Source organism: Erwinia sp. STN24, assembly GCF_041320675.1.
Lineage (GTDB): Bacteria > Pseudomonadota > Gammaproteobacteria > Enterobacterales > Enterobacteriaceae > Erwinia > Erwinia aeris.
The window spans coordinates 2,070,132-2,096,271 of the sequence record NZ_JBGGPM010000001.1; the positions used below are offsets into that span (position 1 = coordinate 2,070,132).

General features: G+C 50.6%; 27 protein-coding genes, 1 other RNA gene and 2 pseudogenes. 17 read left to right on the forward strand and 13 right to left on the reverse strand.

Going from position 1 to position 26,140, the window contains the following annotated elements:
* Nucleotides 1–86: 86 nt before the first annotated feature.
* Nucleotides 87–1,127 carry a Fic family protein gene (locus tag ACA373_RS09860; RefSeq protein WP_370734417.1) on the forward strand — a complete coding sequence of 347 codons (1,041 nt, stop codon included), beginning with the start codon at nucleotides 87–89 and terminating at the stop codon, nucleotides 1,125–1,127.
* Here the strand turns inward: ACA373_RS09860 and ACA373_RS09865 are convergent.
* The 7 genes from ACA373_RS09865 to ACA373_RS09895 all read right to left on the reverse strand — a co-directional run bounded on the left by ACA373_RS09865 (nucleotide 1,124) and on the right by ACA373_RS09895 (nucleotide 7,471).
* Nucleotides 1,124–1,384 (reverse strand): hypothetical protein, encoded by a 261-nt coding sequence (locus ACA373_RS09865; RefSeq protein ID WP_370734418.1) that lies wholly within the window; start codon nucleotides 1,382–1,384, stop codon nucleotides 1,124–1,126. The genes ACA373_RS09860 and ACA373_RS09865 overlap by 4 nt on opposite strands.
* 259 nt (nucleotides 1,385–1,643) lie before the next feature.
* On the reverse strand, nucleotides 1,644–1,787 hold the full coding sequence (locus ACA373_RS09870; RefSeq protein WP_370734419.1) for a hypothetical protein: 144 nt from the start codon (nucleotides 1,785–1,787) through the stop codon (nucleotides 1,644–1,646).
* A gap of 44 nt (nucleotides 1,788–1,831) precedes the next feature.
* Nucleotides 1,832–2,083: a hypothetical protein gene (locus ACA373_RS09875; RefSeq protein ID WP_370734420.1), complete on the reverse strand. Its 252-nt coding sequence runs from the start codon at nucleotides 2,081–2,083 to the stop codon at nucleotides 1,832–1,834.
* Nucleotides 2,076–4,700, reverse strand: a complete 2,625-nt coding sequence (locus ACA373_RS09880; protein ID WP_370734421.1) for a replication endonuclease — start codon at nucleotides 4,698–4,700, stop codon at nucleotides 2,076–2,078. The genes ACA373_RS09875 and ACA373_RS09880 overlap by 8 nt, the downstream gene beginning before the upstream one ends.
* Nucleotides 4,697–5,653, reverse strand: a complete 957-nt coding sequence (locus ACA373_RS09885; protein WP_370734422.1) for a DNA adenine methylase — start codon at nucleotides 5,651–5,653, stop codon at nucleotides 4,697–4,699. The genes ACA373_RS09880 and ACA373_RS09885 overlap by 4 nt, the downstream gene beginning before the upstream one ends.
* The gene (locus ACA373_RS09890) at nucleotides 5,650–6,210 is read right to left on the reverse strand and encodes a 3'-5' exonuclease (RefSeq protein WP_370734423.1); all 561 of its coding nucleotides are present in this window, start codon (nucleotides 6,208–6,210) and stop codon (nucleotides 5,650–5,652) included. Before ACA373_RS09890 ends, ACA373_RS09885 begins: the two co-directional genes overlap by 4 nt.
* Nucleotides 6,211–7,177: 967 nt before the next feature.
* Nucleotides 7,178–7,471 (reverse strand): Cox family DNA-binding protein, encoded by a 294-nt coding sequence (locus ACA373_RS09895; RefSeq protein WP_370734424.1) that lies wholly within the window; start codon nucleotides 7,469–7,471, stop codon nucleotides 7,178–7,180.
* Between the two features lie 101 nt (nucleotides 7,472–7,572).
* Between ACA373_RS09895 and ACA373_RS09900 the strand changes: the two genes are divergently transcribed.
* On the forward strand, nucleotides 7,573–7,884 hold the full coding sequence (locus ACA373_RS09900; RefSeq protein WP_370734425.1) for a transcriptional regulator: 312 nt from the start codon (nucleotides 7,573–7,575) through the stop codon (nucleotides 7,882–7,884).
* A 78-nt stretch (nucleotides 7,885–7,962) separates the two neighbouring features.
* A complete protein-coding gene (locus ACA373_RS09905) occupies nucleotides 7,963–8,964 on the forward strand; it encodes a tyrosine-type recombinase/integrase (RefSeq protein ID WP_370734426.1) in 1,002 nt (333 codons plus the stop codon).
* Between the two features lie 108 nt (nucleotides 8,965–9,072).
* On the opposite strand, the gene grpE is transcribed toward ACA373_RS09905, so the two are convergent.
* Nucleotides 9,073–9,651: a nucleotide exchange factor GrpE gene (grpE, locus tag ACA373_RS09910; protein ID WP_125289463.1), complete on the reverse strand. Its 579-nt coding sequence runs from the start codon at nucleotides 9,649–9,651 to the stop codon at nucleotides 9,073–9,075.
* Nucleotides 9,652–9,775: 124 nt separating this feature from the next.
* Between grpE and nadK the strand changes: the two genes are divergently transcribed.
* The 3 genes from nadK to bamE all read left to right on the forward strand — a co-directional run bounded on the left by nadK (nucleotide 9,776) and on the right by bamE (nucleotide 12,924).
* Nucleotides 9,776–10,654, forward strand: coding sequence for an NAD(+) kinase (gene nadK, locus ACA373_RS09915; protein WP_125289462.1), 879 nt, complete (start codon nucleotides 9,776–9,778; stop codon nucleotides 10,652–10,654).
* A gap of 88 nt (nucleotides 10,655–10,742) precedes the next feature.
* On the forward strand, nucleotides 10,743–12,404 hold the full coding sequence (gene recN, locus ACA373_RS09920) for a DNA repair protein RecN (protein ID WP_253459153.1): 1,662 nt from the start codon (nucleotides 10,743–10,745) through the stop codon (nucleotides 12,402–12,404).
* 172 nt (nucleotides 12,405–12,576) lie between these two features.
* Nucleotides 12,577–12,924, forward strand: coding sequence for an outer membrane protein assembly factor BamE (gene bamE / locus ACA373_RS09925; protein ID WP_253459150.1), 348 nt, complete (start codon nucleotides 12,577–12,579; stop codon nucleotides 12,922–12,924).
* A 91-nt stretch (nucleotides 12,925–13,015) separates the two neighbouring features.
* Here the strand turns inward: bamE and ACA373_RS09930 are convergent, their stop codons facing one another.
* Nucleotides 13,016–13,303 (reverse strand): RnfH family protein, encoded by a 288-nt coding sequence (locus ACA373_RS09930; protein ID WP_125289459.1) that lies wholly within the window; start codon nucleotides 13,301–13,303, stop codon nucleotides 13,016–13,018.
* Complete coding sequence (locus ACA373_RS09935) at nucleotides 13,296–13,730, reverse strand: type II toxin-antitoxin system RatA family toxin (RefSeq protein WP_370734427.1); 435 nt, start codon at nucleotides 13,728–13,730, stop codon at nucleotides 13,296–13,298. The genes ACA373_RS09930 and ACA373_RS09935 overlap by 8 nt, the downstream gene beginning before the upstream one ends.
* Before the next feature lie 158 nt (nucleotides 13,731–13,888).
* On the opposite strand from ACA373_RS09935, the gene smpB reads away from it, so the two are divergent.
* The 3 genes and pseudogenes from smpB to ACA373_RS09950 form a co-directional block, all read left to right on the forward strand.
* Complete coding sequence (smpB, locus tag ACA373_RS09940) at nucleotides 13,889–14,371, forward strand: SsrA-binding protein SmpB (RefSeq protein WP_125289457.1); 483 nt, start codon at nucleotides 13,889–13,891, stop codon at nucleotides 14,369–14,371.
* Between the two features lie 49 nt (nucleotides 14,372–14,420).
* Nucleotides 14,421–14,784: a transfer-messenger RNA gene (gene ssrA, locus ACA373_RS09945) on the forward strand.
* Nucleotides 14,785–14,920: 136 nt separating this feature from the next.
* A pseudogene (locus tag ACA373_RS09950) lies at nucleotides 14,921–15,681 on the forward strand (primase-like DNA-binding domain-containing protein); the annotation flags it as partial.
* A gap of 138 nt (nucleotides 15,682–15,819) precedes the next feature.
* Here the strand turns inward: ACA373_RS09950 and ACA373_RS09955 are convergent.
* Entirely contained in the window at nucleotides 15,820–16,665 is an 846-nt protein-coding gene (locus ACA373_RS09955) for an MBL fold metallo-hydrolase (protein WP_370734469.1), read from the reverse strand.
* A 156-nt stretch (nucleotides 16,666–16,821) separates the two neighbouring features.
* Here ACA373_RS09955 and ACA373_RS09960 point away from each other — a divergent pair, with 156 nt between their 5' ends.
* A complete protein-coding gene (locus tag ACA373_RS09960) occupies nucleotides 16,822–17,712 on the forward strand; it encodes a LysR substrate-binding domain-containing protein (RefSeq protein WP_370734428.1) in 891 nt (296 codons plus the stop codon).
* Between the two features lie 715 nt (nucleotides 17,713–18,427).
* On the opposite strand, the gene ACA373_RS09965 is transcribed toward ACA373_RS09960, so the two are convergent.
* Both ACA373_RS09965 and ACA373_RS09970 read right to left on the reverse strand, forming a co-directional pair.
* Nucleotides 18,428–18,688 (reverse strand): hypothetical protein, encoded by a 261-nt coding sequence (locus ACA373_RS09965; RefSeq protein WP_370734429.1) that lies wholly within the window; start codon nucleotides 18,686–18,688, stop codon nucleotides 18,428–18,430.
* A gap of 245 nt (nucleotides 18,689–18,933) precedes the next feature.
* The gene (locus ACA373_RS09970) at nucleotides 18,934–19,248 is read right to left on the reverse strand and encodes a hypothetical protein (RefSeq protein WP_370734430.1); all 315 of its coding nucleotides are present in this window, start codon (nucleotides 19,246–19,248) and stop codon (nucleotides 18,934–18,936) included.
* Nucleotides 19,249–19,918: 670 nt separating this feature from the next.
* Here ACA373_RS09970 and ACA373_RS09975 point away from each other — a divergent pair.
* The 7 genes and pseudogenes from ACA373_RS09975 (at nucleotide 19,919) to pmrB (ending at nucleotide 26,106) form a co-directional block, all read left to right on the forward strand.
* Nucleotides 19,919–20,770: pseudogene (locus tag ACA373_RS09975) on the forward strand (YPO3983 family protein).
* A complete protein-coding gene (locus ACA373_RS09980; protein ID WP_370734431.1) occupies nucleotides 20,754–21,224 on the forward strand; it encodes a DUF943 family protein in 471 nt (156 codons plus the stop codon). The pseudogene ACA373_RS09975 and the gene ACA373_RS09980 overlap by 17 nt, the downstream one beginning before the upstream one ends.
* Nucleotides 21,225–21,654: 430 nt before the next feature.
* Entirely contained in the window at nucleotides 21,655–21,807 is a 153-nt protein-coding gene (locus ACA373_RS09985) for a hypothetical protein (RefSeq protein ID WP_370734432.1), read from the forward strand.
* Between the two features lie 256 nt (nucleotides 21,808–22,063).
* A complete protein-coding gene (locus ACA373_RS09990) occupies nucleotides 22,064–22,417 on the forward strand; it encodes a hypothetical protein (protein WP_253459116.1) in 354 nt (117 codons plus the stop codon).
* 317 nt (nucleotides 22,418–22,734) lie between these two features.
* Nucleotides 22,735–24,375 carry a phosphoethanolamine transferase EptA gene (gene eptA, locus ACA373_RS09995; protein WP_370734433.1) on the forward strand — a complete coding sequence of 547 codons (1,641 nt, stop codon included), beginning with the start codon at nucleotides 22,735–22,737 and terminating at the stop codon, nucleotides 24,373–24,375.
* Nucleotides 24,372–25,043 (forward strand): two-component system response regulator PmrA, encoded by a 672-nt coding sequence (gene pmrA / locus ACA373_RS10000; RefSeq protein WP_370734434.1) that lies wholly within the window; start codon nucleotides 24,372–24,374, stop codon nucleotides 25,041–25,043. The genes eptA and pmrA overlap by 4 nt, the downstream gene beginning before the upstream one ends.
* Nucleotides 25,036–26,106, forward strand: a complete 1,071-nt coding sequence (pmrB, locus tag ACA373_RS10005; RefSeq protein ID WP_253459093.1) for a two-component system sensor histidine kinase PmrB — start codon at nucleotides 25,036–25,038, stop codon at nucleotides 26,104–26,106. The genes pmrA and pmrB overlap by 8 nt, the downstream gene beginning before the upstream one ends.
* The last annotated feature ends 34 nt before the right edge of the window (nucleotides 26,107–26,140 follow it).

Sequence of the window (26,140 nt, forward strand, 5' to 3'; positions counted from 1 at the left end):
TAAATGTCGATATTGTATGCTGTATATATGCCAAATTATCCTTTACGTGATATCTTTGTCCTAACATCAACTTTCCCTTTGCAAAAATGAAACATAATAAAATTAAGATATTAAAGAAAGACGGTGAATTTTCGTTAAGCTTACTTGACTATGATATTGTTCATATAAAAAAGACCCCTGAAAGAAAGCGTCTTTTAAATTATTATTGGAACAATAAAACAAAAGAAATTATAAGCGGCTCAGGCACATTGCAAACGAAAAAAAAGATACCTTCTATAGCGCATTTACTTAAGTATAAAAAAAGCACATGCGACATGAGTAGAGAAGAAATACAACTCGGTGATTCAGTTTGTGTTTTATTTAACACAACTGCCGCTATTTTCCTTTTTGGAACAATTGTTGGTGTTGATAAATTGAAAAAGGAAACATATTTTCACATCTTACCTCACGCTAAAAACTTTCCATTTCAAAAAGATGAAATAATTAAAGTGAGGTATCAGAAAAATAATATTTTCCTTTTAAATGATGGTACTAACGAGCGCTATCACTATATGGCAACAAAGAACCTTGCATATGCCAAATATCAATATCAAGTTGACTTTTCAGAGTTTGTTATTTCTTATATAAATTCCTCTAGCCTTTTGATTAAATATATTTCTGACAAAAAAAAGACGCTTAACGAAAAAACGATACTTCAATGCCATAAAGCCTTATTTGAACATATTTATGATTGGGCAGGAAAATACAGGAGTCATGTTGTTGTTGTTGGTGATAAAGAAAGGCCGACAATGGATCACGGAGAAGTTAAAAAAGCCTTAAAAGCAAGCCTAAGAGCTTGTAATAAGAAAGAGCTTGATAAAATAAAAAGCAAAGAGCAGCTTGTAAATAAATTAGCTATTCTTCATGCAGAGCTTGCATGGATCCATCCATTTCAGGACGGTAATGGGCGATCAATAAGATTATTTCTTCAAATTGTGGCAGGTACAATGGGTTATGAGTTTGATATGGAAAAACTTGAGGGGAGTATTAAAAATAAACGTGCATATCATTATGCTGTTAGAAGAGCTATCCATCATGATAAACGGAATTTGATTGCCCTTATATCAAGGGCAATCAAAGAGCTTTAGGCAACAGCAATTCTTGACAAAAATCGAGCTGCTTGCTCCATTTTGGACCATGATGTATTGGTAATCTTATTACCTTCCAGAGAAAACGATGCACGCAGGGAACGATTAACACTTTGCTCAAGCCTTGAACGACGTACAGGCTTAGCCTCACCGCGCTCACCTCTTACTTGTACTGTGATAATCTTTTGGCTCATTTTAATCTCTCTAATCTCTAAGGAAACACCACAAATTGCCTCGGCGATGATAGTCATTCTCATTTACAGACTACATGGCCGGATGGCGATTCTACGCCTACTAGTTCATATCTACAACAGTTACTTTGTATAGCTCTTCTACAGACAATCGCTGCGCAACTAGCTTTTTCAGCAACTCTGACAACTATAGAACATCTCTAATTATCGGTCGCTGTTTTGAAATCTTTACTACTCACATTTGAGCACTTGTACGGATTTAGTGCTGTTGCGGTACCGCTTACAAACTAGTACGACCCGCCGCCATAGCGGAGCGGCGAATCTTTTAATGCAGCACAGCATTTAAATTTTTTACCTGGGCTGATTCCGGCACAGGCTCGCAACTATTCAGCCCGGTTCCAATGTCTTCGCCGATGTACTCCAGCAGAAAGGCAACCTCCTCGCCCGGCAGCGGATTTTGCCGCTGCATGGGTAACTGACTCCCGGACAGGGGCACACGTCAATCGTCACTTTTTAACCGTCTGAATTTAATTGCTTTTTCTTTTGTTCCAAATACTTTTGCTCTGCCTCCGCGATCATGGCCTGATGATCAGGATGATCGCGAAATATGCCTGATGCAGGCAATTTATCTTGTGGGCCTGCGGGTTTTTCTTTATCACTATACTGCATGTGCTGTAACTCACGCTTTTCATATGAAGACTCGCGATAATAAAGCCAACGTTGGTAGTCATCTTCCCGTTCAAAATCATCATAATACTTACCCATGCAATCTCCTGTCGAACAGTGCAATCCTAAGCCTTTCCAAAAGCGCGTCGTTTTCCTGGACTCTTTCAGCCTTATCCCTTTGCCTGGCTTCATCACAACGTTGTTCAATGGCTGCCGTTCCGATTAGCTTCGCTGTACATGCCAGGCATAAGCCTTCATTGCCATATGCATGATCATCCTGAGTTAACTCAACATTACAATGCTTAGCCTTGCAATAAGTTGTTTTAACTTCTTCTGTCAGATAGCCATCTTTCAAATAAATGAGCTGCTTACCAAAAGAAATCACCGCGCCACGACGTAGGACGTTAGTATCGGCTTTCGAATTTATGCCCCACGCCGCAAGCTGGTATTTAAGGAAATTTGTCATTGGTATAAGTTGAGCGGTACTGATTTTACGGGTTGTTGCTTCTTGGCGAATCGTAGCGGCCACTTTCATGTAATTCTCTGCCCGCGCCTGATCGACCTCATCACAACCTGATGCGGTAATGGCGTTAGCGAGCGATTCAAAATCTTCTACTGGCGATCTTTGCCGCTGCGGCTGGTAGTTACGCAGGTTTTCTATCATCCGTTTTCGCTGCTCGCGTGACAGCCGACCAATTTCCAACTGTTCTGGCTCCGGCGGCCCAGCTGACAGCGTCATTTCTGGTGGCGATTCGGATGGTGAATCTGTACATTTTTTGGTCTCAGTACAGTTATTGACACGAGTCCTAGAGGGCGCAGGCGCGCCCGGAAGGTCAACGGCCAGGTCAAAAGCCGGGCCGTACTCATTAACCGGCTCCGGTTTCTTCTTAACGATGCTGTATGAATGCAGGCGCGTGGGAATGGGTGGGATTGGTGTATCGGGCATACGCAATCCCTTGATCAAGTCCCGATATTCGTCGTAATCGTTAGGCGTTTCAGTTTGCTGATACCAAATGCGCAGCGGGCGGCTTTCGCGCGGTGCCAGTGGCCCGCCCTGTAGCTGCGTGTACTCCTGCCAGTCACCAGCGTCGGCGGCGCGGTGCAGCTCAGCAAATAGCGGGTTTATTCGGTCTGCCAGCTCCTGATTACGAAACCGGCGCAGCTCGCGCCAGACCGATACCGGCGCACCACCTAAAAACTGGAACTGGCGAATGCCCCAGCACGATGCCCAGGCTGTAGCGTGCAACGCGGTTTCTTTCAGCGGCTTACCGCTTTCGTCGTCTGTCTCGCCGTCGAGCGCATAGCCGTCGATATTTTTGGAAATATATTTCACCACGTAGCCCGTGGCGCTGCCTTTAACCGGATCGATCTCTTTCATCTCAAAGCGCGGCTGCTTACCGTGTTGCCCTTGTAGCTCTTCCGCGTCCTCGCGTGTTGCATAGTCTTGCATCACTTCCAGCAGTTCGCTTGCGTGCTCCGGCAGCGAGAACAGCAGGCCGTGCCAGTGTGGCGTGCCGTCATGGTGCGATTCGGCGACGCGAAGGCCGAAAACGGGAATATCTCGACGCGCCAGCTCGGCACGGATGCGCTGCCAGACGCGGTTTAAATAGCGCTGAGTTTTCTTTGGGCTGGAGCCGTTCCACTTCGAATTACGATGCCCGAAGATGCTATATGCGTGATATTTAGACGGCGCGGTCAGTGTAAAAAACTGGCCGACGAAACCGCTTTCGGTGGCAACTTTCTCAAAGCCGCCTATACGGGTCATGAGTTCAACGCGGCGCAGCGCCGGATTGGATATGCTCTTATCGATCTGCTCAATGAGTGAGATGCGCTCTTTGGTGTCTTGGTCTTCAAGCTCGAGACGGGCCATGATCGCGCGGCTGCGCTTGCGTCTGGCATCCCACTCATCAACGTGGTGCTTACTGCAATACGGTGCAGCGCCCCGCTTCACATCACCAAACGCAATGTGCAGGTGTTCACGCCAGCGCGTTGCGTATTTTTTTAAGTTTCGGTGCCAGTAGCGATCACTCAACATTTTTTTAATGGCCGTTACCGCACCATTAACTGAAAGGCGCCCACGGCGATAACTACTTAATCCCGATGGCGTTAATTTGAACAGTAGCGTCAATTTTGCCGCCTCCGCGTAAAGGCGACCTGTGTATTGTCGATCACCTAACGGCGCGAAAGCCTCGTTGACCTCGCTGAGCGTTGCGCGCATATAGATGGCAATGTCTTCCGCCAGTAACTCCACATCCTCTGGAGTAAAATCGGGCAACCGGTTAAATCGCTCAATCAGGCCGTGTAGCGTGCTGAAATGGTGGTAGATGGAGTTAATATCGCCATTAGATTCAGTACCCTCATCCAGCTCAGCGGCATATTGCTCGTTAACCAGATTGATATGCGGTAAATCTCTGCGCACGACATCGCGTAGGGCCAGGCGCGCAATGTGACGCCCCTTTACTGTATGAATGCTGTCAATACGTGACGCCAGTCGGAGGCGGATAAAGCGCGGTAGTGGTGAAAGAGTCTTTTTTACCCATGCTAAAAATTCCTGCTCTTGACCCAGTTCGACGAGATCAACAGCAGGATTTTTATCAACATGAATAGCCGGGCGCGGCTTATTCCACTCCCACACATACCGGGTAGCGTCAGCCTGGCTACCCGGATATGGCGGCGGCGGAGAAGGCGCGCGACGGCCTCGGACTTCAGCGGTCATCGCGCGTTTCCAGATATGCCGTTATGAACGCTTCCGCGACCGGTGCGACAATGGCGTTTCCGTAGGCGCGCAGCTGGCCCACAGTCCGGGCAGCACCCACCTCCAGCGCGCCCGCATCCCTCGCAAATGTTGAGAACTCCAATTATCTCTTTGGCCTTCTGGCGGTTGCTGGCGTCAGTGCTGACGGAACGTTGCACGCTGATTTCGTGCAGGCGGAAATCGTGGTAAATCTCGCGGGTGATTTCGGTGTCGCTGTTAGAAATCACAATCGGCGTGCCGTGTTTACGATTTACAGCGAGCAACTCCGTCGCTAACTGGCGGTGGTGTCTCTCGGTGAATGGCTCGGTGTGGTATTGGGTGAAATTGGCGGTTTCGCTGGCAGGCAGGTACGGCGGGTCGCAATAAATAACTGCATCTGCCCCTGTAATAATTTCAATCGTATTATGAAAAGAACAACACAAAAAAAGGGCTTTAGTGTCGTTAGCTTTTTCTGCAAAACAGCGAATTTCCTTTTCAGGAAAATAGGGATTTGATTTGTGCTTACCGAACGGAATATTATAATTTCCCTTTTGATTATACCGCACGACGCCGTTATAACCGTGACGATTGAGATAAAGAAACAAAGCCGCGCGCCTTACGCTTGCCAATATTTTAGAATCAGCAGAATTAAATAACTTGCGATTCCTCAAATACTCTTCCTTGCAGTTTCCTTTTTCAAATAACAACCGGGTGATGCTAATAAGTAAATCAGGGTTGTTTTTTGCTTCGCGATACAGGCGAATTAAATCGGGATTTATATCAGCTAGAATATAGCGACGATAATCGGTATTAAGGAACACCGAAGCACCGCCAACGAATGGCTCAACAAGGCAATCAGCTTTCGGTAAGTGCGGTAATAATTCAGGTATAACCCGGCTCTTTCCTCCGGGCCATTTGAGCATGGAGCGGATCATAGCATTGGCTCCTTATCTGCTGTCAGGCGTTGCCATATCTCAGAAACGTAAGTTGCCTGGTGTACCGCGTCAGCAGGTGCGTTATGGCGTTCGCCCTTAAATGGCAGGTCTTGCCTAGGGTCATATCCCAATGCGTGACCCATTTCGACAACCGTGCGAACATCACGATCGCTTGACCAGTGCCACGGCACATCCAGATCGGTACGTTTATAAGCAGCACGTAAAATCACGCAATCGAACGAAGCCCCATTTCCCCATACCTGCACAGCATCAGCAGGAACTGCGTTTTCTTTAATGAAGTCGTGCAACTGAACCAGCGCTTTCCAGACTGGTATGGCATCGTCAGCAACAAGCTGCGCGCGCGCCTCAGCGCTCTGCTTCAGCCACCACTGAATGGCAGCGGATTCAGGCTTTGCACCGTATGCAATATCAGTCGCAAAATCTACGCGAGCATAGAAGCGTGCGCCGGTGCAACCGGTGGAAGGTTCGAAAAAAACGGCACCAATAGCGGCTATCGGCGCCGTGGCTTCAGTGCCCAGCGTTTCTAAATCAATCATTATATGGTTCATTTTTATATTCCATATGGAGACGCGGGAGCAGCATTCCTCAATGATTCGGTAAGATGCTGCCGATAATCTCTGACGAAGTGCTGCACGGCGGGGTGATTTGGAGATAACGTTAATTCACCATCGCAACGAGTTTTTATTGTCATTCCCTCTTCATCAATCATCGGCAGAATGACATTTAGAATAAAAAAGCATTTCTCTCTTTTAGTCATAAAATAATTCTCATTTTAGGCGTGAGTAAAAACGCCGCCAATTTATATATTGACAGTTAGATATCATCTATTTAATTTTTTTCAATTAGCAATATCGTTATAGAGGCTGCGGCACATCTCCATCACATATTGAATCTATAACGGGTCGTAGTGATTTGAGAACATTGTTATCGGAAGCACAAAACGCCAGGCCGTAAAGATGCTGGATGCCGCTAGCTAATACAGCGTAATGCGAATCCTGCCCCTGAGGATTACCTTCACAATTGAAATGATATCGTTGCAGCATATTATTGATCTGTTCAGCGTAAAAATATTCCATTTTTAGCCTCTTAATTATTTACCTTCAATGTTTATAGAGCCTTTCTTGATTTTTATTCTACTTCATCCCTATGCTTTATATATTCCTGTCGTTTAGCCCTCCTTTCTGTTTCGACTTTGTGACAATGACGTCTTATCAGCCACTGCGTTAAATTGAGGATTATTAACGCCAGCGTGAACACCAGTGCAGATTCAATTAAATAGTGCATTTCTCCCTACTCCTGTCGAAAGCGTCGCGCTCGCTAAACAGATCATCTATAAAAGACGTAGCTTGCGCCTGAGCGTCGAAGTGTCCATAGCTTTGATCGCCCATACTCACCAGATAGCGCGTGACAGGTTGCAGCTTATTACGCGGTCTGCGGACGATTACAAATCCCCGATACACGGAGCTATGATTTGATAAAGGCTTAACTACTTGTTCCATAGCCCTATCCCTTTTTACTTCTAAGATTCGCGATCTCTGTCGTGAAAAGACGATCTTTCCACGCGTGCCATTCCGGCGGCGCAACTTGGGCCAGATGCGAGGCGTAAGCGTCCCACTCGTCTTTATGAATATAGATTTCGCCCTGGCCTGTAGGGTTGGCCGGATCTTTCATGCGGACGACCGGCAGTTTGCCTGCGGCAACCATCTTGCGTATCGCGCTGGGGGTTTTTCCGATATACGCAGCGAAAAGCTCTGGAGTAACCAGGCTGGAAACTGCGTTTTCTGCCACTTCCTGCATTGTGATATCCTCCACCAGTTTAGGCTCCCAGAGTGCGTTAGGGCGCTCTGGGGTTTGTTGGTTGGTCTTTTTGATATGACCCACACACAAAGGATAGTCATATGAATAATACCTCGTCAAGGGATTTCTCTCATAAACTAAGGCAGATAAGAGTTGCTGAAGGGCTAACCCAGAAGCAATTTATTGATTTAGTAGGAATAGGCTTAGGTACAATTAAAAATTATGAAACCCATCAAACGATTGCGGGAGGAGTAATTGTTGAAAGAGTACTGAACGTGCCTCGCTTCCAAAAATACACGCTCTGGTTAATGACGGACACCGTCGCACCAGCAGCGGGGCAAATCTCCCCGCTTCTCTCCCCTGATGGGCAAGACGAAACAAAATCTACGCAATCGGATCACAAGGCTGGCTGATAGTCTGGTTTTTATGGATGCTGGATAACAATCATCACAATGATGAATGTTTTAAGGAACAAACCGGAGGGCTTCGCTATGTCGATTAAGAAGCTCGATGATGGTCGTTTTGAAGTGGACATTCGTCCGCAAGGCACTTCAGGAAGAAGAGTCAGGCGGCGTTTCAGTAAAAAATCGGAAGCTCAGGCTTTTGAAAAATACGTATTAGTTAACTATCACGACAAGGACTGGTTAGAGAAACCGGATGATAAGCGTTGCCTGTCGCAGTTAATCGAGTTGTGGTGGAGCTACAGCGGGCGCGGACTGGCCCAGGGCGAAAACTACAAAAAGCGGCTGGAACGGATTACGAAGCAGTTAGGAGATCCGCGCGCTTATATGCTGTCCCGGAAATTCCTGTCGGAATACAGATCTAAGCGCATTCAGGCAGGAATAAAAACAAGCACTGTAAACCGCGACCTCGCGCTGATTTCAAGCATTTTCCGCACGCTGATTGAAGTTGACGAGTTTCACGGCGACAACCCGATTCACAACCTGAAGAAGCTAAAGCTTCAAAACAGCGAAATGGCCTTCCTGGAGGATGACGAGATCGAAACCCTGCTGGAAAGCCTGGAAGGTGACGAAAGGCGTGTGGCCGTTCTCTGCTTAAATACCGGCGCGCGCTGGGGTGAAGCAAGCAAGCTGAAGGCTGAACACATCATCAATAACCGGGTAACGTTTGTCGAGACAAAAACCGGCCCGCGCCGCACGGTTCCGATCTCGCAAGAAGTGACGGATTACGTTTTGACACGCAAATCCGGCAGGCTGTTTAACGCTGATTATGCGCGTGCGCGTGGGATCCTGAAAGCGGTGAAACCCAACCTGCCGAAAGGCCAGGCGCTGCATGTTTTGCGTCACACGTTCGCAACGCATTTTATGAGTAACGGCGGCAATATTATTACGTTGCAGCGCATTCTGGGGCACACGTCGATTGAGCAAACGATGGTTTATGCGCACTTCGCGCCAGACTATCTGACGGACGCCATCAGGTATAACCCGCTAAAAGGATCGTCCACATATTGTCCACCGGTTAGGGCATTTTAGGGGGTTTTAGGGCAGGTGCGGCGGTTATAAGTGATTGATTTACTTATAACCGCCTGATACGACAGGCACAAAAAAAGCACCCGAAGGTGCTTTTTTTCGTTATAGCTATCAGCCTTTGGCTTTCGCTACCGCAACCATTGCCGGGCGCAGCAGGCGACCGTTCAGCGTGTAGCCGCGCTGCATGACCATCAGCACGTGATTCGGCGCCACGTCTTCGGATTCAATCATCGACATCGCCTGATGGATTTCCGGGTTAAACGGCACGTTGACGTCGCCAACCACTTCCACGCCGAACTTACGCACGGCGCCAAGCAGGGATTTCAGCGTCAGATCGATACCCTCGATCATCGCGGTCAGCTCGCTGTTCTCTTTGTCGGCCAGTTCCAGCGCGCGCTCCAGGCTGTCGATAACCGGCAGCAGCTCGTTGGCGAATTTTTCCAGCGCAAATTTATGCGCTTTTTCCACATCCAGTTCGGTGCGGCGACGAATATTTTCGATTTCGGCCTGAGCACGCAGCTGCGCTTCACGAACGCCACCCTGCGCCTGTGCCAGCTGGGCTTCCAGCTCGGCAATGCGCTCATCACGCGGATCCACGCCTTCTGCTGTCTCCGCGTCCTGGGTTGCCTGTTCCATCTCGATATCGTCTGAGACTTGCTCGTTTGGTGTGTTCTGTTCTTTACTACTCATGAATTTCTCCGCGTTTGTGCACATTCATCTCGCTGGTTCGCTTATTATGGGGATCAGAATTGCGGTTTCAAGGGAACCCGTTACATTGTCTGAGGTAGTTTACCTCATGAGGAACACCAGCATCATGAACAACCATTTTAACTGCATCGGTATTGTGGGCCATCCGCGCCATCCTACCGCGCTGACCACTCACGAAATGCTCTGTCGCTGGCTTACGGCGAAAGGCTATCAGGTGATCATCGAAGAGCAGATAGCCCGCGAACTGAATCTGGCCGACGTCGAAACCGGCTCGCTGTCAGAGATCGGACAAAAGGCCGATCTGGCGGTGGTGGTAGGCGGCGATGGCAATATGCTGGGCGCGGCGCGGGTGCTGGCTCGCTACGATATCAAGGTCATCGGCATCAACCGCGGCAACCTGGGTTTCCTGACCGACCTCGATCCTGATAACGCGCAGCAGCAGCTGGCCGACGTGCTGGAAGGCAAGTACATTACGGAAAGCCGCTTTTTGCTGGAAGCGCGGGTTTGCCGCCAGGGCCGCGAGCCGCGCGTCGGTACGGCAATTAACGAAGTGGTGCTGCACCCCGGCAAGGTCGCGCATATGATTGAGTTTGAAGTGTATATCGATGAGACCTTCGCTTTTTCGCAGCGTTCCGACGGCCTGATTATCTCTACGCCGACCGGGTCGACCGCCTATTCGCTTTCCGCTGGCGGCCCCATCCTGACGCCCTCGCTGGATGCGATTGCTATTGTGCCCATGTTCCCGCATACGCTTTCGGCCAGGCCGCTGGTAATCAACAGCAACAGTACGATTCGGCTGCGCTTTTCCCATATGCGCAGCGACCTGGAAGTCAGCTGCGACAGTCAGATCGCGCTGCCTATCCAGGAAGGCGAAGACGTACTGATCCGCCGTAATGACGATCACCTGAATCTTATTCATCCGCAAAATTACAACTATTTCAATACGTTAAGCTCAAAACTTGGCTGGTCGAAAAAATTGTTTTAAAATCCGTTGCCAGCTACTTTACTGGTTATAGAACCAGTATATACTGTATGAAAAACCATATCTGTGTTTTCATACAGGAACGCTTTCTATGCTGGCACAACTGACCATCAGTAATTTTGCGATTGTTCGTGAACTTGAAATCGATTTTCAGCGTGGCATGACCGCAATCACCGGCGAAACCGGCGCGGGTAAATCTATTGCTATCGATGCGCTCGGCCTCTGCCTGGGCGGTCGCGCTGAAGCCGATATGGTGCGTCAGGGCGCAAATCGCGCCGACCTCTGTGCCCGCTTCTCCCTGAAAGATACCCCTTCTGCCCTCGCCTGGCTGGTGGAGAACCAGCTGGACGAAGGCAGCGAATGCCTGCTGCGCCGCGTAATCAGCAGCGACGGCCGCTCTCGCGGCTTTATCAACGGCACCTCCGTTCCGCTTTCCCAGCTGCGCGATCTGGGCCAGCTGCTGATTCAGATCCACGGTCAACACGCCCATCAGCTGCTGCTGAAGCCGGAACATCAGAAAACGCTGCTGGATGGCTACGCGGGCGAGAACGGCCTGATGCAGGAAGTGGCGCAGAGCTATCGCCAGTGGAACCAGAGCTGTCGCGTGCTGGCGCAGCATCAGCAGCTGTCGCAGGAGCGTGAAGCCCGTCGCGAGCTGTTGCAGTATCAGCTCAAAGAGCTGAACGAGTTTGCGCCGGTTGCAGGCGAATATGAAGCCATCGACGAAGAGTACAAGCGTCTGGCGAACAGCGGTCAGCTGCTGTCCACCAGCCAGCAGGCATTAATGCTGCTGGCCGACGGTGAACATACTACGTTGCAGAACCAGCTTTATACCGCGCAGCAGCTGTTGAGCGAACTGGTGGCGATGGATGATAAACTCAACGGCGTTTGCGTCATGCTGGACGAGGCGGCCATTCAGATCAGCGAGGCCAGTGACGAACTGCGTCATTACTGCGAACGTTTAGATCTCGACCCTAACCGTCTTTACGAGCTGGAGCAGCGTCTGTCGCGCTATATCTCGCTGTCGCGCAAGCATCGCATCTCTGCGGACGAGCTGGCTGGCTATCATCAGCAGCTGCTGGAAGAGCAGGCCCAGCTCGATCAGCAGGAAAGCAATCAGGAAGAGCTGGCACTGGCCGTGGCAAAGCATCACAAAACCGCCGTGGAATGCGCCGAGCGTCTGCATGAGCGCCGTTTGCACTATGCGCAGGAGCTGAGCCAGCTGATTGGCGAAAGTATGCACGCGCTGTCAATGCCGCACGGCCGCCTGGCTATTGAAGTCCAGTTCAACCCGGACCATCTGACCGCAGAAGGCGCAGATCGTATCGAGTTCCGCGTGACCACGAACCCAGGGCAGCCGCTGCAGCCGCTGTCCAAAGTCGCCTCCGGCGGCGAGCTGTCGCGTATCGCGCTGGCGATTCAGGTGATTACCGCGCGTAAGATGGATACCCCAGCCTTGATTTTCGATGAGGTGGATGTGGGTATCAGCGGCCCAACCGCTGCGGTCGTCGGTAAAATGCTGCGCCAGCTGGGTGAATCCACCCAGGTCATGTGCGTAACTCACCTTCCGCAGGTAGCGGGCTGTGGTAATCACCATTTCTTTGTCAGCAAGGAAACGGACGGCGAGATGACCGAAACGCATATGCAGCCGCTGGACAAGCGCGCGCGTCTGCAGGAGCTGGCGCGTTTGCTGGGCGGCAGCGAGGTAACGCGCAACACATTGGCTAACGCAAAAGAGCTTTTGGCGGCCTGAAACGGCACTTTTTTGGCATCCGGCGGTCATAACCTTGCTTCGTAGAGGTTTCCAACTGCGGAAAGGTTTATTATCATCGGCTTCTGACGCTGTGATCGAAGCGATAAACCGATACAGAATATAAAATAGCCTGATGCCCAAGGTGTTGGCCCGAAAAGGAATAAAGATACTTATGCGCTGTAAAACGCTGACTGCTGCGGCGGTGGTTCTGCTGATGACGACCGCCGGATGTTCCACTCTGGAGCGAGTGGTTTACCGGCCGGACATCAACCAGGGCAACTACCTGGTTGCGAATGACGTCTCTAAAATCCATACCGGCATGACCCAACAGCAGGTGGCTTACACCTTGGGCACGCCGATGATGCACGATCCTTTCGGCAGCAACGTCTGGTATTACGTTTTCCGTCAGGAGCCGGGCCATCAACCTGTGACCCAGCAGACGCTGACGCTGACCTTTGACAGCAACGGCGTATTGACCAATATCGATAACAAGCCTCAGCTGTCGTCCAATAAGCGCTAAGGCAGAGGCTGACCAACCTGTCGGCCCGACTGCGGTCGTGTAGATTGGGAAGGCGACGGGAAGAAAAACAGATAAGGCGCTGAAGAGCGCCTTATTTTTTTGCGGCTCGCTCTGCGCGCTGGCGGCGCAGCTCTTTGGGATCGGCCAGCAGCGGACGATAGATTTCAATCCTGTCGCCACTGTGCACTTCATCGCTCAGCTTAACCGGACGGCTGAAAATGCCCACTTTGTTGCTGGCAAGATCAATATCGTTGCGCAGCTCCAGCAGTCCGGAAGCTTTAATCGCCTGTTCGACAGTGGCGCCCTCTTCCACGTTAACCGTATAAAGATACTGTTTTTCAGGAAGCGCATAGACCACTTCTACCGCGATATCAGGCACTGTAAACCTCTTTTGCGCGCTTGGTGAAAGCCTGCACCATGCTGCTGGCCAGCTCTTTAAAGATGCGGCCAAACGCCATCTCGACCAGCATGTTGGTGAATTCAAACTCCAGATTCAGTTCAACTTTACAGGCATCTTCGCTCAGTTCGATAAACTGCCAGCCGCCGGTCAATTTGCGGAAAGGCCCGTCAACCAGCTGCATCTGGATGCTCTTGTTGTTGTTGAGCGTGTTGCGCGTGACGAAGGTTTTGCTGATGCCGGCTTTGGAAACATCTACCGACGCCGTCATCTGCTGCTCACTGGAATCCAGCACGCGACTGCCGGTACACCCTGGTAGAAACTCCGGATAGGCATCCACATCGTTTACCAACCGGAACATTTGCTCAGCACTGTAGGGCACCAGCGCAGAACGACTAATCTGGGACATAACGTTTCCTGTTAATCTTAAACTTTACAATAATAACATCGACGGCCTGTAAACAAAAATTCTCAGCCGCCAGCGTTCTGCTAAAATAGCGCTTTTCCCCGCGCTTGTTGTTACAGGGGATGCCATCATTCACCGCTTCATGTACACTAAGTTGCACTATGACAAAGAAAAAAGCACATAAACCCGGTTCTGCCACCATTGCCATGAACAAGCGGGCGCGCCACGAATACTTCATTGAGGAAGAGTTCGAAGCGGGTCTGTCGCTCCAGGGATGGGAGGTCAAATCTCTCCGTGCAGGTAAGGCCAACATCAGCGAAAGCTACATTATGCTGCGCGATGGTGAGGCGTTCCTGTTCGGCGCAACTTTTCAGGCGCTGACCGGCGCATCCTCTCACGTGGTTTGCGATCCTACGCGCACCCGTAAGCTTCTGTTGAAGGAGCGAGAGCTGGATACGCTGTTTGGCAAAGCCAATCGCGACGGTTACACCATCGTGCCGCTGTCGCTGTACTGGAAAAACGCCTGGGCCAAGCTGAAAATCGGCGTGGCGAGAGGTAAGAAAGAGCACGACAAGCGTGACGACATCAAAGAGCGTGAGTGGAAGACAGACAAAGCACGTATAATGAAGCACGCAAATCGCTAAGGTACTGGCATTGCGTGAGGTTTTTCTGTTATACTGCTAAACAGTACTTGGGGCTGATTCTGGATTCGACGGGATTTGCGAAGCCCTAGGAGCATGCCGAGGGGCGGTTTGCCTCGTTAAAAGCCGCAAAAAAATAGTCGCAAACGACGAAAACTACGCCCTAGCAGCTTAATAACCTGCTAAGAGCCCTCTCTCCCTAGCCTCCGCTCTTAGGACGGGGATCAAGAGAGGTCAAACCCAAAAGAGATCGCGTGGATGCCCTGCCTGGGGTTGAAGCGTTAAATCCAATCAGGCTAGTTTGTTAGTAGCGTGTCCGTTCGCAGCTAACTGGCGAATGTAAAGACTGGACTAAGCATGTAGTGCCGACGGTGTAGTAATTTCGGACGCGGGTTCAACTCCCGCCAGCTCCACCAAATTCTTGGTCGATGGCTACCAGAACCATTCGATGAAGTCCTGAAAGCCCGCAAAGCGAAAGCTTTGCGGGCTTTTTTGTGTTTGTAATTTGTCACGCAGCGATACAAGCGAGATGACCGCAATTGCTGGCCAGAGAGGACAAATACCACGGCGGCAACCATCAACACGCGGAATCTTCGAGAGAACATGCAAGCATGGTTGGCTACTCCCTGATTATCCTGCCGGACCAGGAGAAGTGGAGCGGTGGCGCGGGCATCAAGGCGATTACCAGCGGCGACGCCGTGGCGATTGACCCGAATTACCGCGACGCTTATTTAACCCACATCCCGGCGGTGATACGGGCGGTGAACAACAATCCGATGCGCTTCAGCGACCGCAGCGGCGGCGTGCCCCGCCGCCGGGTAATTCTGCCTTGTCCGGATGTGATACCGGCGAACGAACGTGATCCAAAGCTGCTGGAGAAGATTGCCGGGGAGCTGGCGGTTATCGTGCGCCACCTGATGCCGCGCTTCACCCGCCCTGATGATGCCCGCGAGCTGTTGCAGGCGCAGCAGTCGCCTGAGGAAGCGCTTGAAATCAAGCGCAGCGCCGACCCGCTGGTCGACTTCTGCGGCTACCTGACGCCGCTGAGCACGCCAACCGGGCTGTTTATCGGCAACGCTAATATCCTGCCGGTGAATCCGCGCCGCTACCTCTATCACGCCTACCTTTCATTTATGGAGGCCAGAGGTCATCAGCACCCCATGAGCCTGACGGCGTTCGGCCAGGCGGTGCCGCAGATGCTGAAGAAGTACGAGATAGAATTATTGAAGCGCAAGACGAAGAACGGTATCCAGACCAGCCCGGAGCTGAGCGAAGACTGCGAGGCAGACTGGCTACCCCGTTGCGAGGCGTAAATATTAAAATGAATACCAAACCGGCTCCGGCCGGTTTGTGCCAGAAGCGGACGTTGCACACTTAAAGGACCTGTTGCCAGGCATTGTGAAAGCTTGTTAGATTTTCTTTTATCTATTGGTAACGGGGATATTTTTTTGCTATTCCTGATGTAACTTGCAAAGGAAATAGGCCTCCCCGGACTGCTTGAAGCAGGAGAATCCTGCCTGATCCAGATGCATGCCGGCAATTATCAATTTTTCATCTACAGCCTGTTTCAACGTTTTTTTCCTTGTCTCTTCGGCCTGCATAGGATCGACATCAAACATGATTGATACAGTGGGATGTGATGACTGAATATGTGGGAAATGAACGATATCGCCCCATATTAACAACTCTTTTTTATCGGAATGAATACGAAATCCGGTATGCCCTGGTGTATGGCCCGGCAGCCATACAGGACGAATTCCCTGCATTACTTCACTCTCATCAAGCAAACATATCCTTCCGGCATAGGCGTCTAAGGTCTTGCGAACCAGTGTGAAATTACGTTTGCCGCGCTCGCTGGCTGCCTGTTGTTTTTCATTGTCCTGCCAGTGTGCAATTTCGAGCGGATGCAGGTGGAGCTCAGCTTTTTTATAAACTGGCTCTCCATTTTCATGCAGCAGACCGCCAATATGATCGGGATGGCCGTGCGTCAATAATATCGTGTCTATGTCATCAGGGCAGATGTCGAGCATCGCAAGTTTCAACCGGAGCTGCCCTCCCACGTTGTCGCGCCCGCCCGCACCGGTGTCAACCAGGATGGTGCGCCCGCATCCGCGAATGAGATAGCAGTTGATATGGATACGCCCGTACTTCTCGATCCCGGCATTGCGCTGGATACCCTCAGCCTCAGCGATCTCAATGCCTGAAAGTAAATCAAGCGTGGCTTCCATTGTGCCATCGCTCAGCGCGATGACCTGGTAACCACCAATCTGACAGGTTGGAAAAATAACAGAGTGCATGAATACCTCATAAAAATTGTAGGCGAGCAACATCCTACCTGATGACTTTTCATCATGTTAAACAAGTTATTTCCCTGTTAAAATCGACATTATTTCATGACTCAGTGAGCTTTTGTCATTGAAACAAGTTACGCATAGACATTTAAGGCCACGATAATGCCCATGAAAATTCCCAGTAGCCGCTCCCTGCTGGCCTTTGAGGCTGCAGCAAAGCACGGTAATTTTGCGCGCGCGGCGCAGGAGTTATCACTAACCGAGGGCGCAATCAGTCGGCAAATCGCACGCCTTGAGTCCATGCTGAACTGCAGATTATTTGATCGTACCGGCAGTCGCGTTAAGCTCAATCCGGTTGGCGCCCGCTATGCATATCAGATACGCGAAACGCTTGAGCGGCTCGAAAGAGATACACAATCAATCATGGGTATGCCTGAAGGCAGTAAAAATCTGGATATTGCCGCTCTGCCGACCTTTACGTGCCGCTGGCTGATCCCCCGCCTGAACAGCTTTTACACTCAGTATCCAGATATCACAGTGAATATTGTCGCCAGAACCGATCCTTTTATTCTCACCGGCAGTGGTTTTGACGCCGCAGTTCATTTTGATCATCCGGCATGGGCAGGTATGCATATGCAGTTTCTTTTCCAGGAAACGCTGCTACCTGTATGTCATCCAGCGCTGGTAAAAAGCAAAGAACACAACGCGCAACTTAACAAACTGCCACGGATTCACCGTCGTCAGAATCCGCAGGCATGGCAATGCTATGCGCAGGAAACCAGGATCGAACTCGATAATCCAGCGCAGGGAGTCCGCTATGATCTTCATGAAATGTCTATCGCCGCTGCGCTATCAGGACAAGGCGTCGCAATAGTGCCGCGCATGTATGTCGAAAAAGAGTTAAATAGCGGGGAGCTTGTTGCCCCCTGGCCTGAATCTATCTCACTCAGTAAAAAGTTTTGTTTAATTAAACCGGCTGAAACAGGCATTAATGAGACGGCGCTGAATGTCTTCGAGCGTTGGCTACTGGCGGAAATTAACCCGGGCATATAGCTTCGCCGTTATTTAAGAGCTGCACTCTCGAATCATTATGTGACTGCGACTATGCTCCAGGGCAATAATCCCTGTGAAGATTATTCATCACTGCCAGTAATACTACTTCAATGTCCGCTTTTCGCTCAAAGCCGACTTGCAACGTAGATGAATGGTTCCTTTCAGCCAAGCAGTGAAACTGGCCATCTTCCGCAGTGGACGAAAATCCAAACATTGCCATCATACTTTTACGTCTGAAGGTGAATAGTGTTCACCTCGGGTGAAGAGTGGTGAAGAGTACCAATCTAAGTGATCACCAGATAAAATGATGATTCTTAAGAATAAAAATCAAAGGTGAACAGGGTGAACACTTTTTCATAAAATCTTTTTTTTCTGAAGATAGCCTGAGCATTTAGTTTCATGCAGTCTTAACTTATCAGCTGTCGAAAAGTACAGACGAAACGGCATTGGTATACGCTTAGGTATACCAATCAAAGTTGAATTAATAAAAATCACACCAATACAGTAACTTGAAGGAAAAATTCAGATTCCGCCAGCCCAGAATCATCTGACAAAGATCTGAGAGCCCATATGGCACAAACTCTACGGGCTTTTTTGTATCCTTCAGCGGCGTTGTGCCCAAACCTTTCCGCATTAACCGCTATACATCAGCGATAACCTCTGTAATTGCTCCACTTAAACCCGCTCAGCCATTCTCTCTACCGTAGTCCACGCCCTAAGCGCTTCCGGCAGCCTCAGTAGCGGGCGACCAATAGTGAAAACGACAGCGCTTCCAGTTTAACAATAGCCCGGAGATAGCCTGAGCCAGCTTGCCGGCGTGATCAAAATCAGTAATTTGCTGCTGATGAACCAAACGATAGCTATCGGTAACGGCTAGCCAGCTAATCTGCACGTCGTTCAGTTTCAGCAAGGCCGCCTCGCCTTCCGCTGACTCTGCGGCAAACGCAAAGTCCATCACTGCTGATAATTCATTCATCAATCCGGCCACGTCGCCTGTATCCGGCTGGCAGATATCGTTAACCGCCAGGTAAACCCGGCTACGCCAGAACAAGGGGAAAATGCACTATATCGCCATGTACGCAGCAGGAAGCAACGCTGGTGATGCGTCAGGCTAAACTGGTCTCCTCTCGCCTGTCGCCAGTCCGCCTCAATTCGTGCGCCAGGCGCCTGCTGGCAGGCTGCACTCAGCAAGACGTCTGGCTATAATGCGCTCATTATTGCTTAACGCGCGCGACCGGTCAGACGCAACACCAGACCAATAAAAAGTAGCGCAATGCCCGAGGCATAAATCGGGAACCAGCGCGCCCACCAGTTAGTAGAGAACAGCGGCGCGCTGTTGACATGACTGACGGCATGGCTGCCATAGAGGTTCACGGCCAAAGCTATTGCAAAGCTAACAAGGCCGATAAAAACCAGTAGATTCGAGACCTTATGCATTGTGCTTCTCCTGTTCAGGGCCGGATAGAAATTGTCGCCGGAAATCACTATTTCGGTATAAATTTCATTGATGTAATTATTTTCTACGTCTGTACCCAACTGCTCTCCGGTGATGAAAGTGCTTCCCGGAAAATCCTTCAGTCGACTATTCGCACCAGCAGAAGCAGCCGGTCAAGACAGTGTGCATTGCTCAGTCGGCACCACACTGGCCAGGCCGATTTTACCTCGAGCGGCGAATGATGTTCACCTTCGGATGAAGAGTGGCGAAGGATTTCCGCCTAATTAATCATCATTTAAGTAACTGATAATAAATCACAAAAATTAAAAAGTGAACAGGATGAATACTTTTCCCTAATGTTTTTCCTTAGAGTCTTCAAAGAATTAGTTTAACAATTACTCTTTCATATTACGGCATCGCGTCACTAACTTTGATAGCTTTAACCTGCTATAGCGAAAGACAACCCGAGTAATGGTCTATGCCTGGATACTAACTATCGACCGGTTGAAAATCCGTAGACGAAACGGTATTGGTATACTACTCAAAGTTAAATTCACAAAAACCATTTAAAAACATAAAGGGCAGAAGATCCCGAAAATTAGAAAATTGCCAAATGGCGTTTTGATAAATCAGACCTTAGCGGTTCGTCCTCAGCACGAGCGCTGTAAAAGATTACAGGCAGTAATAATTGAAGATTTACATCACTGCCAGTCACCGCGTATTATCCCCTATGAACACTACACCGGACAATGACACAAGGAAAGTATCATGATGGCGGCTCTACAGTATCCCTGCACTATATTCAAAACTCAAAACCGGATGGATGACTATGGCGCTGAGGATATGCGCTGTGGCGATCTGACTGAAGCACAACTGAAATCCCATTACCGGCTGGACTATATCTCTGACCGTGTTGATCCTTACATGCTGACCCGGCGCTCCTCAATGGATCGGCCTCAATCCATGTTCTGTTGCAATCGGCGCGGAGCCGGGGAGAAAATTAGTCGGCAGCAGTGCGCCATGATGCTATTTGATGAGTTCCGCTCGTTATCCCGTAATTTTTCCATTTATGGGCCGTACAGCCACCTGATCGAAAAGATGATCACCCATATGCAAAACGGCAACGGTACGCCTTTCCATGATATGTCACTGGACACAGCTTTAAAGGAGCATATTCTTAATGACAAATCAAAAAATAGCACTCGCCTAAGACTGCATGAAGTTATTAAAAAAATATCGATTGGCATAAAAAACATTACCCAGAAAAAGAAAAGGATAAATTAAAAGAAATAATCCTCGGCGGGAAACTCCCTAAATTTGACCGTTTCCAGGATGATTTTAATGGCATGGGTATCACTGTTCATGATACCTGGGCAACGCGTATCACCATAAAATCACTGCATATTTATAACGATCACTTTCGCGCAGTGGTGCATTACAAAGTTCAGGATCACTTTGGCCTCGACAGTGACGATATACTGAAGAAAAAATTCAGCCAGTTCCATTTTTTCCGTATCTGGTTCGTGCTCCAGCGATACAACCAGTTTGGCTTTAAGCCATTTATGACCAATATGGAAGCCACAATAGAAATTAAGGGAGCTCACAAATGAGAGTGAAAAATAGGAGAACTATAGCTTCGCTCTTTCTGGCTGGCTTGGTGCTGCTTGTCTACTGGTTTTGGTTGTCTCTGCGTCCAGTAGAGATTGTCGCTATTCATCACAGAAGTAGTGGTTTCAGTGATGTGCTGGTCACTAGTTTTCCACCGACTGATAAAGGGAAAATTAAATGGTGGTTAAAAAACCAGAATATGTTAAAAGATAAATATGCCATTCCAAAATCTGATTTAAATGGCTATTTTTATGTCACCTTCTGGTTGTTTGGGAAAGGGTATAAGGAAGAAGGAAAATATGACAGGCTCTGTTTTAATGATATAAAAACAAAAATAAACTGCATCGAAAAGGACGCTATCTTTTCTGTAGATAAAAGTAGAAATATGGGTTTAATGTTCACTGTGTATGATGGCGATAATTATCGCTTAGACCTTAATGGCGACATTATAAAAGTTACATCTGATTAGGTCTGCCTCTCTCGCGTAGAGACAGCAATATAACCCTTCGCCCTGCCCGGCTTGCACCAGCAATGCGGAAGTAGCAAAATGCCCTGGAAGGCTATCTCGACGAAGAGAAGCGGCAATGCCTTGCCGCCGGCCTCACTGATATTGCGCCTTTCCCCGACATGAACGCCCTGCTTTGATATGCGCCAGGTATGATTGCATTCTCTACCATGACGACAGCCTTGAGTGACCTGTTAAATCCAGCGACAGTAAAATCCGGCGGTTTCGCTAATTCGCCCCGCCATTAAAAAAGTACGCGAAAAGGGCTTTGCGCTTATCCATCAGCCAGCTACGCTAAGGCCCGAATTACACCAGGCCTACTTTCAGCAGCGCATTCTGGCAGGATCCATTCGCCGGTTACCTACTCCAGCTGTTCGGCAAGCTGCTTTAAATTTTGCTGCTTTTGATCGGCCACATCGGCGACGTGCATTTCCGCCCTTATCAACATCTACAGCCCGGGTTTTACCCCCATCACTGCATGGTGTTTGATGCCGAGGGAACCCGCATCAGCGCCGATATCGCCATGCCGCAGGTACGTGCCGCCTGATCGATATGATACCGCCCTCTTTCCGTTCGGCCCTGCCGGACGGATACTTTGTGTTCGTCAGTATCCGGCCCCGCTTTCTCGCTGCTGCAATCCTTCTCTTTATCCCTGCGTAAGCGCTTTTTAACCGCCATTCCACCGGTAAAGCAGCAAAATCGCCCGCTTCAGCTATGCTCAAATACAGGTTATTCCTAAGGCGGGGCGTCATTTGCCGTGCCATGCTTAACTACACAACGGATCAATGTTTGGTGAGGAAATCATGAAAAAAACGATTATTGCACTTTCTGCCCTGCTGCTGGCTTCTCCTGTTTTTGCCGCCACACACGCAACGGACGACACCGTAGCCGCCGCTAACGAAGGCGCCAACACGGCAAAAGAGAAACTGCACCAGACCCAGAATGAAGGCAAAGAGCTGAAGCTGAAGTCTGAACACGCGGCGGAAGGCAAAAGCCACGACACCACCAGCAAAATCAGCGAAGGCACGCAGAAAACCTGGCATAAGACCAAAGAAGGTACCGAAAAAGGTTGGGATGCAACCAAAGAAGGCACTGAAAAAGGCTGGAATAAGACCAAAGAAGGCGCCAGCGATCTGAAAAAGAAAGTCACTGAGTAATCGCTTATCGTGATCGGGTTGAAGGCCGCTTATGCGGCCTTTTCTTTTATCAGGCGAAAGCCTTTTTCTGGCGGAATACCTCTTCGTAAACATTACCTGTCGGCGAATTCTGAGCGCTGACGGAAACATCAGGCACATTCTCAGCCCTTCCCGCTTCCTGCCCCCTCCTTATATTCCGTGCGCCTGGCTTTTCCAGACCATCAGGAGGACGCTTGCCATCTTTGCCAGTCTTTATCGTGGTTTCTTAAGGGCCTTAAGGTTTTCCTAACCTTTCACTGGCAAGCTGAGCCTCTCTTTTCTTGCTCCGGATTGCTGGTATGTCACTGATGCAGCTAAAAAGAGTGTCGCTGAGTCGACACCTTTTCCTGATCCTCTTTTCCGCCTACATTGCTTTGTTTCTGAATCTTGCCTTCTACCATCAGGTGCTGGCGGCCATGCCGCTTACCACGTTGCGCTGTACGCTGGTTTTCCTTTCTATGCCGCTGGTAGCGTTCAGCGTCATTAATATCGTGCTGACGCTGGCTTCGTTTCTGTGGCTGGACAGGCTGCTTATCGCCCTGTTTATCCTGGTTTCCGCTGCGGCACAGTATTTTATCTGGAACTACAATATCGTTCTCGACCGCTCGATGATCGTCAATATGCTGGATACCACCGCGTCGGAATCCTTTGCCCTGATGACGCCGCAGTTTGTTATCAGCCTGCTGCTTTCCGGCGTGCTGGCCGTCGTGCTGGCGTTCTGGATACGCTTCAAAACGCCGTCGGGCCTGTTGAGCAGCGTGATGCCGCGCGTGCTTAGCCTGGCCGCCTCCGCCGTTTTAATCCTGCTGATCGCCCTGCTCTTCTATAAAGATTACGCCTCGCTGTTTCGCAATCATAAAGAGCTGGTGAAGTCGCTTAGCCCTTCCAACAGTATTGCCGCAACGCTTTCCTGGTATAAGCACAACCAACTGACGCACCTGCCGCTGGTCAGGCTGGGAGAAGATGCGCATCAAAGCCCGCAAATGCTCAACAGCACGAAAAAAAGCCTGACCATTATTGTGCTGGGCGAAACCTCGCGCGCGGCGGATTTTTCGCTTTCCGGCTATTCGCACCAGACCAATCCCCTGCTGGCGAAAGATAACGTTATCTATTTCCCGCAGACCATATCCTGCGGCACCTCTACGGCAGTGTCGGTGCCCTGCATGTTTTCCGGGATGCCGCGCGCGCACTATGATGATGTGCTTGCCAGCCATCGGGAAGGCCTGCTGGATATCGTACAGCGCGCGGGCCTGAGCGTGCTGTGGAATGAGAACGACGGCGGCTGTAAAGGCGCCTGTGACAGGGTGCCGCATCAGGATATGACGCGCCTGGATCTGCCTGGCGAGTGCATCGACGGCGAATGCTACGATGACGTGCTGTTTCACGGCCTGGATGACTATATCAACCAGCTGAAGGGCAACGGCATTATCGTGCTGCATACTATCGGCAGCCACGGCCCAACCTATTATCATCGCTATCCGGCGCAGTTCCGCCGTTTTGTGCCGACCTGCGACACCAACCAGATCCAGGACTGTTCCAGGGAGCAACTGGTCAACACCTACGACAATACCCTGCTCTATGTGGATTACATCGTCGATAAAGCCATTAACGTATTAAAATCACATCAGGATCGTTTTACCACCAGCCTGGTCTATCTTTCCGATCACGGGGAATCGTTGGGCGAAAACGGGGTCTATCTGCATGGTATGCCCTACGCGATAGCGCCGGAAGAGCAGAAGCATGTGCCGATGCTGATTTGGCTGTCGCCCGACTATCAGCAGCGCCACGCGGTGGCTATGGACTGTATGAACAAACTGACGAAGAATACGTGGTCGCAGGATAATCTGTTCTCTACGGTGCTGGGGCTGACCGGCACGGTGACGCGTGAGTATGTGCCTGGCGACGATATCCTGACGGCCTGTCGGAGCACAAATCGGTGAAAATTCTGGTGGTGGAAGACGATGCCCTGCTGCTACAGGGTTTGCTTATGGCGCTGGAAGGCGAAGGCTACGTTTGCGACGGCGTAAGCACCAGCCACGACGCACAGGCCGCGCTTGCCAGCGGCCTCTATAGCCTGCTGATCCTCGATTTGGGATTGCCGGACGAGGACGGCCTGCGCCTTTTGCTGCGCCTGCGCCGCCAGAAGAAAAAGTATCCTGTGCTGATCCTCACCGCGCGGGATACGGTCGGCGACCGCATCACCGGGCTGGACGCGGGCGCGGACGATTATCTGATCAAACCTTTTGCGCTGGAAGAGCTGCTGGCGCGCATCCGGGCGCTGATCCGCCGCGATGTTAACCAGGGTGACAGCAGGCTGACTTTCGGCCAGCTGGCGCTGGATATGACGCATCGCCAGATCCATCTTGCCGACAGGCTGCTGGAGCTGACGCCGAAAGAGTACGCTATTCTGTCGCGGCTGATGCTTAAGGCCGGGCAGCCGGTGCATCGCGAAATCCTCTACAACGATATCTACAACTGGGAAACCGAGCCGTCCACCAACACGCTGGAGGTGCATATCCACAACCTGCGCGAAAAAATCGGCCGGTCGGCGATCCGCACCGTGCGCGGCTTTGGCTATGCCCTGATCAAGGCCGATACGAATGAGTAAATTTTTCTTTCAACGTCAAGGCAACACGATGCGCTTTCGCCTGCTGATGGCGGTTGGCCTGATTTTGCTGTTCTGCCAGGTGATTAGCGTGGCGTGGCTGTGGCACGAAAGCAAAGAGCAGATCCAGCTGCTGGTGGACGCGGCGCTGCATAATCATGACCAGCACAAGCACGTGGAAAAAGAGATCCATGAGGCCGTCGCCAGCCTGGCCGTGCCGAGCCTGATTATGATTACGCTCGCCCTGCTGCTCTGTTTCCAGGTGGTGAAATGGATCACGCGGCCGCTGTCTGAACTGCAAAAGCAGCTGGAAAACCGCAGCGAGGACGATCTCGATCCCATCAGCTGTGCCCGTTCGGTGCGGGAAGTGGATGCCGTTACCCAGGCTGTTAATCAGCTGATTACGCGTCTGACCACCAGTCTGGAGCGCGAACGCCTGTTTACCGCCGATGTCGCCCACGAGCTGCGCACGCCGCTGGCCGGACTACGGCTGCATCTGGAGCTGATAGAGAAAAAGCACGCCGTTAACGTGCGCCCTTTGCTCGAGCGTCTGGATCAGATGACCAACAGCGTCTCTCAGCTGCTCCAACTGGCGCGCGTCGGGCAATCCTTTACCGCCGGCAACTATCAGCAGGTTTCGCTGATGCGGGATGTGATCGCGCCGATGAGCCTGGAAATGCAGGCGATGCTGCAACAGCGTGGACAAACGCTGGAAGTGGCGGCAACGCAGGATGTCACGGTGCGCGGCGACGCCACGCTGCTGAGCGTCCTGCTGAGGAACCTGCTTGAGAATGCCCATCGCTACAGCCCAAAAGGCACCGTCGTGACCGTTCGCATTGAAAACGTTTCCGGCGCGGTGCTGGCGGTGGAGGATTGCGGGCCGGGCATTGACGAAAGCAAAAGCGGCGAGCTGAGCCGCGCTTTTGTACGGATGGACAGCCGTTACGGCGGCATCGGGCTGGGCCTGAGCATCGTCAGCCGCATTGCCCAGCTGCATAAGGCGCAGTTTTTCCTCGAAAATCGGCCGCAAACCGGCGGCTGTCGCGCCTCGGTAAAATTTTCCTGACGGCGGCTCAGGCGGCGAACCAAACCCGCAGAAA